The organism is Amycolatopsis sp. NPDC058278 (assembly GCF_042881395.1).
In the GTDB taxonomy this organism is placed as follows: Bacteria; Actinomycetota; Actinomycetes; order Mycobacteriales; family Pseudonocardiaceae; genus Amycolatopsis.
Window position 1 is genome coordinate 1 of sequence record NZ_JBHVXZ010000196.1, and the last position, 12,377, is coordinate 12,377.

13 protein-coding genes, 1 tRNA gene and 1 other RNA gene are annotated in these 12,377 nt (G+C 69.0%); 9 read left to right on the plus strand and 6 right to left on the minus strand.

What is annotated here, in order from left to right:
* Positions 1 to 110: 110 nt before the first annotated feature.
* The gene (locus ACFVYA_RS47355) at positions 111 to 1,529 is read right to left on the minus strand and encodes an FAD-dependent monooxygenase (RefSeq protein WP_387054870.1); all 1,419 of its coding nucleotides are present in this window, start codon (positions 1,527 to 1,529) and stop codon (positions 111 to 113) included.
* 94 nt (positions 1,530 to 1,623) lie between these two features.
* Here ACFVYA_RS47355 and ACFVYA_RS47360 point away from each other — a divergent pair, with 94 nt between their 5' ends.
* The 8 genes from ACFVYA_RS47360 to ACFVYA_RS47395 all read left to right on the plus strand — a co-directional run bounded on the left by ACFVYA_RS47360 (position 1,624) and on the right by ACFVYA_RS47395 (position 7,604).
* Positions 1,624 to 2,208, plus strand: coding sequence for a TetR/AcrR family transcriptional regulator C-terminal domain-containing protein (locus ACFVYA_RS47360; protein WP_387054872.1), 585 nt, complete (start codon positions 1,624 to 1,626; stop codon positions 2,206 to 2,208).
* Positions 2,209 to 2,285: 77 nt separating this feature from the next.
* A tRNA-Met gene (locus ACFVYA_RS47365) sits at positions 2,286 to 2,359 on the plus strand.
* Between the two features lie 415 nt (positions 2,360 to 2,774).
* Positions 2,775 to 3,275, plus strand: coding sequence for a PadR family transcriptional regulator (locus tag ACFVYA_RS47370; RefSeq protein ID WP_086852689.1), 501 nt, complete (start codon positions 2,775 to 2,777; stop codon positions 3,273 to 3,275).
* Positions 3,276 to 3,338: 63 nt separating this feature from the next.
* Positions 3,339 to 4,439, plus strand: coding sequence for a peptide chain release factor 2 (prfB, locus tag ACFVYA_RS47375; RefSeq protein ID WP_387054875.1), 1,101 nt, complete (start codon positions 3,339 to 3,341; stop codon positions 4,437 to 4,439).
* 112 nt (positions 4,440 to 4,551) lie between these two features.
* A complete protein-coding gene (gene ftsE, locus ACFVYA_RS47380; RefSeq protein WP_003082104.1) occupies positions 4,552 to 5,241 on the plus strand; it encodes a cell division ATP-binding protein FtsE in 690 nt (229 codons plus the stop codon).
* Positions 5,242 to 5,290: 49 nt separating this feature from the next.
* Entirely contained in the window at positions 5,291 to 6,184 is an 894-nt protein-coding gene (gene ftsX, locus ACFVYA_RS47385) for a permease-like cell division protein FtsX (RefSeq protein ID WP_387054877.1), read from the plus strand.
* Between the two features lie 44 nt (positions 6,185 to 6,228).
* Positions 6,229 to 6,711: an SsrA-binding protein SmpB gene (gene smpB, locus ACFVYA_RS47390; protein ID WP_387054879.1), complete on the plus strand. Its 483-nt coding sequence runs from the start codon at positions 6,229 to 6,231 to the stop codon at positions 6,709 to 6,711.
* A complete protein-coding gene (locus tag ACFVYA_RS47395) occupies positions 6,708 to 7,604 on the plus strand; it encodes an amidohydrolase family protein (protein WP_387054880.1) in 897 nt (298 codons plus the stop codon). The genes smpB and ACFVYA_RS47395 overlap by 4 nt, the downstream gene beginning before the upstream one ends.
* Here the strand turns inward: ACFVYA_RS47395 and ACFVYA_RS47400 are convergent.
* From ACFVYA_RS47400 to ACFVYA_RS47420, 5 genes are all read right to left on the minus strand, one after another.
* Entirely contained in the window at positions 7,594 to 8,904 is a 1,311-nt protein-coding gene (locus tag ACFVYA_RS47400; protein WP_387054881.1) for an acyltransferase, read from the minus strand. The genes ACFVYA_RS47395 and ACFVYA_RS47400 overlap by 11 nt on opposite strands.
* Positions 8,905 to 8,998: 94 nt before the next feature.
* Entirely contained in the window at positions 8,999 to 9,223 is a 225-nt protein-coding gene (locus ACFVYA_RS47405; protein ID WP_285988613.1) for a hypothetical protein, read from the minus strand.
* A gap of 116 nt (positions 9,224 to 9,339) precedes the next feature.
* Entirely contained in the window at positions 9,340 to 9,981 is a 642-nt protein-coding gene (locus tag ACFVYA_RS47410; RefSeq protein ID WP_285988614.1) for a response regulator transcription factor, read from the minus strand.
* 39 nt (positions 9,982 to 10,020) lie between these two features.
* Complete coding sequence (locus ACFVYA_RS47415) at positions 10,021 to 11,154, minus strand: sensor histidine kinase (RefSeq protein WP_387054883.1); 1,134 nt, start codon at positions 11,152 to 11,154, stop codon at positions 10,021 to 10,023.
* Complete coding sequence (locus ACFVYA_RS47420; RefSeq protein ID WP_387054885.1) at positions 11,151 to 11,825, minus strand: sensor domain-containing protein; 675 nt, start codon at positions 11,823 to 11,825, stop codon at positions 11,151 to 11,153. The genes ACFVYA_RS47415 and ACFVYA_RS47420 overlap by 4 nt, the downstream gene beginning before the upstream one ends.
* A 150-nt stretch (positions 11,826 to 11,975) precedes the next feature.
* Here ACFVYA_RS47420 and ssrA point away from each other — a divergent pair.
* Positions 11,976 to 12,343: a transfer-messenger RNA gene (ssrA, locus tag ACFVYA_RS47425) on the plus strand.
* Positions 12,344 to 12,377: the final 34 nt, after the last annotated feature.

Sequence of the window (12,377 nt, forward strand, 5' to 3'; positions counted from 1 at the left end):
TGTCTCTGGGGGTCGAACCCCCAGACCCCCGCCAGGGGGGCTTCGCCGCCCCTGGACCCCCCGGTGGCTGGTTGCGTTGCTAGGTGAGCCAGCCGTGGCCGGTTGCGTTGCTAGGTGAGCCAGCCGTTCGTTGAGCCTGTTGTGTTGGCTATGTAGCCGTCTGGGCGGACCAACACCTTCTCTATGCCGGGCCAGGGGAGTTGTGGGACCTCGGCTACGACTACCTCTGTGTGGGGCTTGGGGGTTGGGGTTTTTGTCAGCAGGACCCAGTTTCCTTTGTGGAATAGGGTGCTTGCGGGGCCTTCGGCTGTGGGGATGTCGGGGAGGCGGGTTCCTGCCGGGAGGGGGGATTCCTCTGTTGCGTAGCGGATGTTGAGGCCGGAGACCATTCCCGACAGGTGGTGCTGGACCTCCGGGAGCTCTGCCAGGTCTCGGAAGAGGGCTCGTAAGGCCAGCTGGTTCGGGGTGGTCGGGATCAGGGCGTTCTGGGCCGCGATGTTGTTCAGGACTTGCTGGGCCACCGTGCGGCGCTCCGACTCGTACGTGTCCAGGAGGCCTGCCGGCGCTCGGTTGCGCAGCTCCGCCGCCAGCTTCCAGCCCAGGTTCATCGCGTCCTGGATTCCCAGGTTGAGGCCCTGGCCTCCGGCGGGGAAGTGCGTGTGGGCCGCGTCTCCGGCCAGGATGACCCGGCCCACCCGGTAACTTTCGGCCAGACGGCTGTCGTCCGAGAACCGGGATGCCCAGCGGATCTCCGCTATCTCCGCTTCGGGGCCGAAGCGTTCGGCGACCGCTCGCCGGACTTCTTCGTCCGTGACCTCGGCCCGGAGGTTCGCCGGGCGGTTCAAGCGGTCCCCGAAGCTGATGCGGTACAAGTTCGGTTCGGCCAAGGGGATGACGCCGATGAACTTGCCCGGACTCCCGGAGGTCACCATGTCCGTCATCGAACGCCACTGCGTCGGCGCGCCCGGCGGTGTCGCCTTGAACAGCACGTCCGCTGCCACGCCGTGGCCCTGGCCCTCGATGCCTTCGAACGCCATGCCCAGCGCCTTGCGCACCCTGCTGCGGCCGCCGTCGCAGCCCACCAGGTAGGCCGCCCGGACACGCAGGTCTCCCGCCGTGATCGTGACACTGTCCGCGTCCTGGGAGAAGTTCGCGAGCTCATACCCTCTCCGCACCTTCACGCCCTGCTCCGCCAGACGCTCCTCCAGAGCCGCTTCGACCTCGGCCTGCGGAATGCCGAGCTGATAGGGGTGGCGGGTGTCCCAGCCGGTGTACGGCACCGGGATCACCGCGAAGTGTCCGTCCGCGACAGTCGCGAACGAGCGGTCCCGCGCCCGGGGCAGCAAACCCCGCAGATCCAGCACTTCCGCCGTGCGCGGCTGGAGGTTCAAGGCCTTCGACAACCCCGTTCGCTCGTGCATCCGCTCGAGCACCAGAACGTCCACTCCGGCCAGTGCCAGCTCGTTCGCCAGCATCAGGCCCGTCGGGCCCGCACCGGCGACGACCACCTCTGCCGTCAACTCCCGCATCCCCAGCTCCTTAACAACGTTAAATTGACCGGTCCCCAGAATGGCCTTAACATCGTTAAGCTGTCAAGCCGCGATCACGAGGAGTGCCGTAAAGATGGCTCTGACCAGGGAGAACATTGCTAGGTCCGGGCTGAAGCTGCTGAACGAAGTCGGCCTCAACGGGCTCACGCTCCGGCTGATCGCCGCCGACCTCGGCGTCAAGGCGCCCGCGCTCTACTGGCACCTGAAGAACAAGCAGGAACTGCTCGACGAGATGGCGACGCAGATGTACCGCGACTCCGCGGCCGACCGGCGGCCGCCGGCGTCGGCGGAAGAGTGGGAGGGTGTCGCGCACGGTGCCCGTGCGCTGCGCCGGATGATGCTCGCCTATCGCGACGGCGGAAAGGTTTTCGCTGGTACGTACCTTGGCGACACGAGCCTGGTCGGTGAGCACCCGCTGCGCCGGAGCATCGAAGCCGGGCTCGACGAGGGGCGGGCGAGCCGGGCGACCTTCACTGTCTACTGCTTCGTCATCGGCTACGTGATCGAGGAGCAGGCCGTGCGGCCCATGCCCGGCGAGTTCGACGAGCGCTATCGCGAGTCGGCGGGCGAGGCGGTGCTGGGAGACGCCGACGCGCGGTTCGAGGACGGGCTGGCTATGGTCCTCAGTGGAGCCCGGCAGTGGCTCGAGACGACGTAAGTGCAGGTCAGAGCCTTTGGGGACCCCGGTGTAAAGCCGCTGGGAACCCCGTGTAATCTATTGAAGTACCAAAACGGCGCGGGGTGGAGCAGCTCGGTAGCTCGCTGGGCTCATAACCCAGAGGTCGCAGGTTCAAATCCTGTCCCCGCTACAGAGGCAAGAGGCGTGTGCGAACGGAAAACGTTCGCCACGCCTCTTTCGCATTGTAATGGGGGTCGAACCCCCAAACCCCCGCCAAAGGGGCTTCGCCCCCTTGGATCCCCCGTCGTGGTCACCTTTTTCTGCGGATCTCGTGGATGTGGGCGGCGGCCGGGCGTGGTTGCGTTGTGTGTTCGGAGTGCGCCAAGCCGGGGATTGCCGCCTGCCGAACTCACCTGCCTGGAGGTGTCGAAGGCGGGGGAGTGCGTCTGGTTGGACCAAACTGTGCTGGGAGCGGTTGCAGAGCGTATCCGGGTCCACAGTGGACCCGGTCGCATTGGGCCGAACGAGGGGATCTCACTAGCCACAATGGACAGAACCGCTGACCACTGTGGACACAGCGGCCGATAAGTGGGAATCTAGGGGGCGTGTCCGAATTGAATGCAACAGCCGCCGCCCTGCTCGGTCTGCTCCACGACGGTCCCGCCACCGGCGGGCAGCTCGTCGCGGGAGCGGGTGAGCGATTCGGCGCCTTCTTCAGCGTCACCCGCAGCCAGGTGTACCGGGAGCTCCCGGCGCTGTCCAAAGAAGGTCTCGTCCGGCTCGGCAAGCAGGGCCCGCGCTCCAGCCAGCAGTACCTGATCACCGCCGCCGGCAAGAAGGCCTTCAAGGCCTGGCTGACGTCCGAGGCCGGCCCCGACCACCTGCGCAGCCCGCTCATCCTGCGGCTCGTGCACGCCGGGTCGCTGACCGCGAAGCAGCGCCAGTCGCTGCTCGAGTCGGCCCGGACGAGCTACAGCCAGCAGCTCGACGACGCCAAGGCGGCCACCAAGGCGGCCGAGGGGCCGTACGAGAAGGCGGTCGCCGAGTTCGCCCAAGCGCAGGCCAAGGCCGCGCTGAAGCTGCTCGACGCCATCCCCGCGGCCTGAGGTTCGCGCGCCCACGACCGGTCCTCGCGACCGGTCGTGGGTTTTGCCGTAACCTTGACAAACGTGAGTGATGAGTTCGACGCGGCACTGAAGGACCTGACCGGCAAACTGACGCAGATCGAGTCGGTGATGGACCTCGACGCGTTGCGCGCCCAGGTGGCCGACCTGGAACAGCAGGCATCGAGCCCCAACCTCTGGGACGACCCGGAGGCGGCGCAGAAGGTGACGAGCCAGCTGTCCCATCGGCAGGGCGAGCTGCGCCGGGTCAGCGAGCTGCGCCAGCGGCTCGACGACCTCGGCGTGCTGTACGAGCTCTCCGAGGCCGAGAGTGACGCCGGCAGCATGGGCGAGGCCGAGGCCGAGCTCGCCGACCTCGGCAAGGCCATCGACGGCCTCGAGGTCCGCACCCTGCTCTCGGGCGAATACGACGACCGCAACGCCGTCGTCACCATCCGCTCCGAGGCCGGCGGCGTCGACGCGGCCGACTTCGCCGAGATGCTGCTGCGCATGTATCTGCGCTGGGCCGAGCGTCACGGCTACCCGACCGACGTCTACGACATCTCCTACGCCGAAGAGGCGGGCATCAAGTCGGCGACGTTCAAGGTGACCGCCCCCTACGTCTACGGCACCCTCTCGGTCGAGCAGGGCACCCACCGGCTCGTCCGGATCTCGCCGTTCGACAACCAGAGCCGCCGCCAGACGTCGTTCGCGCACGTCGAGGTGCTGCCCGAGGTCGAAGAGGTCGACCACGTCGACATCGCGGAAAAGGACATCCGGGTCGATGTCTACCGCTCGTCGGGTCCCGGCGGCCAGAGCGTCAACACGACCGACTCGGCGGTGCGCATCACGCACCTGCCGACCGGCATCGTCGTCTCCTGCCAGAACGAGAAGTCGCAGCTGCAGAACAAGGCGGCCGCGCTGAAGGTCCTCCAGGCCCGGCTGATGCTGCGCAAGAAGGAAGAGGAGCGCGCCGAGATGGACGCCCTCAAGGACGGCGGGTCCAGCTGGGGCAACCAGATGCGGTCCTACGTGCTGCACCCGTACCAGATGGTCAAGGACCTGCGGACCGATTACGAGGTCGGCAACCCGTCGGCGGTGCTCGACGGCGAGATCGACGGCTTCCTCGACGCCGGGATCCGCTGGCGGAAGCAGTCGGCCGCCTGATCGGTGCTAGGGGTAGGCGCACGACCGCTCACCGTGCGCAAACGCCCCTTGCTCCACTCGGGTGCACCGGGCAACCGGGGCTTCACGAGACCGGTGGGTAGTATGCCGAATCGTGATCCGGCTCGAAGAGGTTTCCAAGGTCTACAAGACCTCGACGCGGCCCGCGCTCGAGCGGGTGTCCGTCGACATCGAAAAGGGTGAGTTCGTCTTCCTCATCGGTCCCTCGGGATCGGGGAAGTCGACCTTCCTCCGGCTGCTGCTGCGCGAAGAGACGCCCAGCAAGGGCCGCGTGATGGTGTCCAACTTCGACGTCGCCAAGCTGGCCCGCCGCAGGGTCCCGCGCCTGCGGCAGACCATCGGCTGCGTCTTCCAGGACTTCCGCCTGCTCGCGAACAAGACCGTCGCGGAGAACGTCGCGTTCGCCCTCGAGGTCATCGGCAAGCCGGGCCCGACCATCAAGAAGGTCGTCCCCGAGGTGCTGGAGCTCGTCGGCCTCGACGGCAAGGCGGACCGGCTCCCCAACGAGCTCTCCGGTGGTGAGCAGCAGCGCGTCGCCATCGCGCGCGCCTTCGTGAACCGCCCGCTGGTGCTGCTCGCCGACGAACCGACGGGCAACCTGGACCCCGACACCAGCCAGGACATCATGCTGCTGCTGGAGCGGATCAACCGCACCGGCACCACCGTCCTGATGGCCACCCACGATCACTCCATCGTGGACTCCATGCGACGCCGAGTCGTCGAGCTGCAGCTCGGCCGGGTGATCCGCGACGACGCCCGCGGCGTCTACGGCATCGGTCGCTGACCGCCGCCCCGCCCTTCAACGACCCCGACCCCAAGGACCTGCACCCGCCATGCGCGCCAGTTTCGTCTTCAGTGAGGTAGTCACCGGCCTGCGCCGGAACGTCACGATGACCATCGCGATGATGCTGACCACGGCCGTGTCGCTCGCCATGCTCGGCGGCGGCCTCCTCGCCGTGCGGACGATCGACAAGATGAAGTCCAACTTCCTCGCCGACGTCGAGGTTTCCGTCTACCTCACCGACGACATCAGCGCGACCGACAAGAGCTGCACGCAGGCGCTGTGCCAGTCGCTGCGGACCTCGCTGCAGAGCAACAACGGTGTCGAGTCGGTCGTGTTCGAGAACCGCGACCAGGCCTTCGACCGGTTCAAGAAGATCTTCGAGAGCCAGCCGGAGCTGGTCGCGCTCACCGGTCCCGAGTCATTGCCCGCGTCGCTGCACGTGAAGCTGAAGGACCCGGACCGCAGCGACGCGATCGTGCAGGAGTACGCGAACAAGCCGGGCGTGCGGAAGGTCGACGACCAGAAGAAGTTCCTCGACCGCGTCTTCAACGCCTTCAACGGCGTCCGCAACATGGCCTTCGGCGCCGCGCTCATCATGGCCATCGCCGCGCTGCTGCTGATCGCCAACACGATCCAGGTGTCCGCGTTCACCCGGCGCACCGAGGTCGGCATCATGCGGCTGGTCGGCGCGACGCGGTGGTACACGCAGCTGCCGTTCCTCCTGGAGGCGGTGGTCGCCGGCGCGGTCGGTGCGATCCTCGGGATCATCATGCTGGTGCTGACCAAGGTGAGCTTCCTCGACGCGGTGTTCACCGGCGACGTCTTCCCGAAGATCACCACGCTGGAACTGCTGTTCCCGGTCGCGCCGATCCTGCTCGGGGTGTCCGTGGTGATCTCCGCCATCACCGGGTACGTCACGCTGCGCCTGTACGTCCGGCACTAGTTAACCGGCTGCTTGTCACCATCGGAATCACGTAGAGTGGTCGTATGCCCAAGGAACGTGGCCAGAAGGTGATCGTGTCGAACCGCAAGGCGCGGCACGATTACTCCATCCTCGACACCTACGAGTGCGGTCTCGTGCTCGTGGGCACCGAGGTCAAGAGCCTGCGCGAGGGCAAGGCGTCGCTGGCGGACGCGTTCGCGACGGTCGACGAGGGCGAAGTCTGGCTGCGCAACGTGCACATCCCGGAGTACACGCAGGGCACGTGGACCAACCACATGCCGCGGCGCACCCGGAAGCTGCTGCTGCACCGGCGCGAGATCGAGAAGCTCATCGGCAAGACCAAGGAGAGCGGGCTCTCGCTGGTGCCGCTGTCGATGTACTTCAAGGACGGCAAGGTCAAGGTCGAGATCGCGCTGGCCCAGGGCAAGAAGGCCTACGACAAGCGGCAGACGCTCGCCAAGCGCGACGCGGACCGCGACATCAGGAAGGCCATGGGCCGCGCCCTGAAGGGCCGGTTCACGGAGTGACGCCCGGCCCGGCTTCCGACGCGGACGTCGCGCGCTGGACGGCGTCGCTGGGCCTGCCGGGCCTGGTCGACCTGCACGTCCACTTCCTGCCGAAGCCGGTGATGGACAAGGTCTGGGCGTACTTCGACCGGGCCTCGACGCACTACGGCACCGAGTGGCCGGTGCACTACCGGACGTCCGAACAGGACCGGCTGGACACGCTGCGCTCGCTGGGCGTGACGCGCTTCGCGCCGCTGGTCTACCCGCACAAGCCGGGGATGGCGGAGTGGCTGACGGACTGGGCGCTCGAGTTCGCCGCCCGGGTGCCGGCCGCCGTGCCGACCGGCACGTTCTACCCCGAGCCCGGCGCCGGGTCCGCTGTGGACGGTGCGCTGCGCGCCGGCGCCCGGGTGTTCAAGGCGCACGTCCAGGTGGGCGCGTACGACCCGCGCGACGACCTGCTGAAGCCCGTGTGGGGTGCGCTGGCCGACGCCGGCGCCCCGGTCGTCGTCCACTGTGGACACGGACCGTTGCGGGGCGACTTCACCGGGTTGTCGGTGTTCGAAGAGGTCCTCGCCCGGCACCCGCGGCTGACGGCGGTGCTCGCGCACGCGGCGATGCCCGAGTTCGGGACGGCCTTCGACCTGATGGCGAAGTACCCGCGGGTGCACCTGGACACGACGATGGTGGGCGTGCCGTTCGCCGAAGCGATGTCGCCGCTGCCGCCGGACTGGACGGCGCGGCTGGCGGAGTTCGCCGATCGCGTCGTGCTGGGCACGGACTTCCCGAACATCCCGTACTCCTACGCGACGCAGCTGCAGGCGATCGCCGGCTGGGCGGCCGACGATCGCCTGGGGGAGCCGTTCCTGCGGGCCGTCCTGCACGACACCCCGCTGCGGCTGCTCAGCGCTTGAGGCCGGGCAGGGTGGCGCGTTCGCTCACGGTGACCGCGCGGCCCAGCAGGTCGACCACCGGGATCTGCTTGCCGGCGAGGAGGAACCCGGCCGTCGCCAGCACTACCCACGGCACCGGGCCGCGCGCGATGCCGTCCGACAGCGGGGCGAACCCGTGCGCCGCCAGGCCGAGCAGGCCACCCGAAACCATCAGCCCGGCCGCGACCAGCTGCGGCACCTTCGCCGTCGCGACCGCGGTGTCGCGCTGCATCTCGAAGTGCGCGAACAACCGCAGCAGCCCGAACAGCACCATCCCGCACGCCGCGAACCACGCCGGCGCCATGACCAGCCAGAACACGGTGCCCGGGGCCGGCGTCTCGTAGCCGAGGCCGTACACCGTCACGCCCGCCACCACGATCAGCGCCGGCATGTGCCAGAGGTAGACGCTCATGAACCGGGCGCCGAGCCAGCCGAGGGCGTCGCCGATGCCGGGGCGCGCCGCGAGCGCGTTGAGCTGCGGGCGGAAGGCGAGCAGCAGACCGATCTGGCCGACGGCGAGGAAGGCGAGCAGCACGGTCGGCGGGCTCATGTTCGACACCGGCGCGCCCGGCATGCCGATCATGCTGGCCGGGTACGGCCCGAACGCGACCAGCGACGCCGTGACGCCGAACCCGGCCGCCGACAGCGCCAGCGCGCCGCGGCGGGTGAGCGAGCCGAGGCGGCCTTCGACGTAGTGGAAGCCCAGCTGGTGCACGGCGACCCAGACGAAGATCGCGTTGGCGTAACCGATGTAACCGAAGTCGTTGAAGCGCGCGACGTCGACGAGGATGCCCGCCGCGCCCATGACGAGCGGCACCTTCAGGCCCCAGCGCCGGTGCGCGGCCACCATGAGCGGCGTGAGCAGCACGACGAGCACGTACACCGCGAGGAACCACAGCAGCTGCGCGGCGATCGCGCTGCCGACCTGCAACGGCTGCGGCGGGACGCCCAGGCCGCGCAGGAAGTCCGGCACGATCAGCCAGACCGCCATCAGCGGCAGCACCGGCACCATCAGGCGCTTGATGCGCCCGGCGAGCCACTGCCGCGTGGACGCGGCGCGGCGGAAGGAGATCAGGTTGGCCGCGCCGCCGGCGAAGAAGACCAGGGGCATCACCTGCGACAACCAGGTCACGACCCACCAGCCCGGCGTCGCCAGGGCGTTGCCGGTGGCGAGGTGCCCGTCGGAGTAGGAGAGCACCGGCATGATCCAGTGCTGGGCGATGACGGCGAGGATGGCCCCCGCCCGGACGACGTCGAGGAACCTGTCCCGGCTCGTGTGCATGCTGCTCAGCCTGGCCGGTCGGGCCGGGGAAGACAGCGGTGCTGCCCGGCCTGTTCGGGGTCCTGTTCACCCCCGGCCGGTACGGGGGTTTCCCCTACCTCAGGCCGTCCGGCTCGGGTTCGTGCTGCGCGGCGGCGAGGCGGTACTCCCAGCCGCGCTCGGTGAGGCCGAGCTCGTAGCGGGTCTCGATCTTCGGCCCGCCGTGCAGGTGGATGTGCCGGATGACGGTGCCGGGAATCGGCTCGGCGTCCCCGAGCTCCTGGACGCGGCCGTCGAGCGGGCCGCCGAAGAAGCGGACGCAGCGAGTCTCGTCGGACATCTGCGGCTCCTCTCGACAGCGGGTCCGCTCATGGTAGGTGAGCACTCACCCGGGTGCCGCCCGCGGAACGGGTGACCCGTTGCCACCCTACGGGACTTTTGGTCACCCTCCGTCGCTCAACGGCCCAGGTAGGTCAGCACCGCGCGGACCCGGCGGTGTTCCTCCGCGCTGGCTTCGAGCCCGAGTTTCGAGAAGATGTTGCCGATGTGCTTCTCCACCGCGCCGTGCGAAACCACCAGGGAGTTCGCGATCGCCGTGTTCGACAGGCCCTGGGCCATCAGGCCCAGGACTTCGGACTCGCGGGCCGTCAGCGCGTCCAGGGGGTTGCGGCGGCCGCGGGCCATCAGCTGGGCGATCACGTCCGGGTCGATCGCCGTGCCGCCGCCCGCCACGCGGCGGACCGCGTCCAGGAAGTCCGCGACGTCCGCCACGCGCTCCTTCAGCAGGTAACCGACGCCGCCCGCGCCGCCCGAGAGCAGCTCCACCGCGTACGACTCCTCGACGTACTGCGACAGCACCAGCACCGGCAGCCCCGGGATCTCCTTGCGCGCCGCCAGGGCCGCGCGCAAGCCCTCGTCGGTGAACGTCGGCGGCATGCGGACGTCGACGATCGCCAGGTCAGGACGATGTTCCTGCAGCGCACCGAGCAGGTCGTCCCCGTTGTCGACGGCCGCGACCGTCTCGATGCCCTCGTCGGCGAGCAGGCGGGTCACCCCGGCCCGCAGCAGCACGGCGTCCTCGGCGATGACTACCCGCATCCGGCCCCCAAGCTCGTGGATGAACGGGGTCCAGCCTATTCACCACTGGCAGGGCAGGTCAGCCCGGATCACGGTCGGCCCGCCCACCGGGCTCACCACGGTGATCACGCCGTCGATCGTCGCGGCGCGGTCGGCCAGGCCGGCCAGCCCGCCGCCGGGACGCACCTCCGCGCCCCCGTGGCCGTTGTCGGTGATCTCGACGACGACGTGGTCGTCGGTCCGCCACACCTTCACTTCCGCTTCGGACGCTCCGGAGTGCTTCGCGATGTTCGTCAGCGTCTCGCCGACGATGAAGTACGCCGTCGTCTCCACCGCGGCCGGCGGGCGCGGCTCGACGTCCACCGAGACGTCCACCGGGATCGGCGACTTCGCCGCCTGCGCCGACAGCGCCGCGTCCAGCCCCCGGTCGCCGAGGACGGCCGGGTAGATGCCGCGCGCCAGGTCCCGCAGCTCCGACACGGCCAGTTTCGCGTCCGAGTGCGCCTCGTCGATCAGGTCCCGCACCAGCTGCGGATCCTGGTCGAACTTCGACTTCGCCCGGCCCAGGCTCATCGCGACGGCCACCAGCCGCTGCTGCGCACCGTCGTGCAGGTCACGCTCGATGCGACGGCGTTCGGCTTCGGCCGCGTCCACACCCCGGGCCCGCGACGCCTGCAGCCGCTCGGCCTTCTGCTCCAGCCGCTTCGTGCGGTCCGGCCCCAGCAGCGCCAGCGCCAGCTCGCCGTGGAGCCAGCCGAGCCACGGCGTCACCCAGATCGCCATCGGCAGCAGCACGATCGACGCCAGCGCGATCGTGAACTCCACGCACGCCAGCGGGAAGGCGACCATGAGGTACGCCAGGTCACGCCAGGTCGTCGGATCGCTCAGCCGGACCATCCACCGCCGCAGCAGCGGCTGCCCTTCTTCATACGGCCGCCGCTGCACCGGCGGCAGCGGCACCCGCAGCATCGTCCCCAGCCAGCTCCGCTCGCGGTCGCCGGACCAGCGGACGAAGCTCGTCGTCGCCAGCAGGATCGGGAACCCGACCCAGATCACCGCCGTGGACACCCCCACCGCGATGCCGACCACGATCAGCACGAACTGCAGAAGCCGGAAGACGAAACTGGCGATCATGTAGAGGATCGTGCGAGCCGGGTGCGGCCGCGGGTGTTCCAGCTGTTGCGCCTCGGTCATCCCGCCACCAGGTTCTTCTCTTCCGCGTCTTCCCACCAGCGCTCCATCCGGCGGCGCTGCGCCACCGTCGGCCCCAGCAGCGCGTACGCCAGCCGGGCGTGCGTACCCGCCAGCGCCTTGGTCAGCGCCACCGACAACGCGGCGAACAACACCCCGAGCGCCGCCCACGGTAGCGCCTCCACCGTCGAGTCCACGGTCACCCACGGCACCTCCCAAGCCGGGAAGCGGTACTCACCGCCCGGCAGCCACCGGAAGTAGACCGGCAGGCCCACGAGCGCCAAGCTCGTCGCCCAGAACGTCGTCACCAGCACGAACTCGACCAGGCCCACCGGGAAGAGGAGGGCGAAGTAGGCGAGGTCCCGCCAGGTCGACAGGTCCTTCAGCCGCCCCTTCCACCGCGCGGCCTGCTTCCCGGCGGGCAGCGGCAGATACGGAAGATCGATGTAGCGGTCCAGCAACGCGTAGACCCGCGCCCGCTCCAGCCGCGCGGCCCCCCGCACGGCGAGCACGACGGCAGCGAGCAAACCCACCCCGACCCACACCACCGCGGTCCCCGCCCCAGCCGAGACGAAGACGGTGAGGAACGCGAACGCCAGCACCCCCAGCGGCAAGTTCATCAGCAAGAACACCACCGAACCACCGAACGGGGGATCCCGCCTCTCGCTCACCATGACCGCACTCCCTTCACCGGACCCCAGCATCGCGCTTCCACGCCGGGCGCAACATGGTGCGAGCGGGCATCCCGGCGGTAGGGCTGACCCCACCCCACCCGGACCAAAGCAGTGGACCTTGGCGTTATGATGGTGAGGTTGTCCCGACAAGGGGGTGAACGGTTTCGACTTTGGACGTTGATTCAGGAGAAGCGTGCCGGTGCAGGCGAGAGACCACCGTAAGCGTCATCGCAACCAAATAAGCGCCGACTCCAGTCAGCGCGAGTTCGCCCTCGCCGCCTGAGCGAGTGCGACTCTGTCGGCCCGGGTTCGCCTCCGGCCCGGGTACCGGCATCAGCTAGGAGGCTCAGCGACTGTCCCGGCCACGGGGAACAGTCGTGAAGCAAACAGTGGCTGGGCTCGTCACCTCAGCTTGTTCGCGTGATTGAGGGAGCCAAGCAGAGACGTAGCGGACTGCGCACGGAGAAGTCCTGTTGATACGCCAGAGGACCCGGGTTCAATTCCCGGCACCTCCACTACGAGAAGGCCCACGCCCCTTCGGGGCTGGGCCTG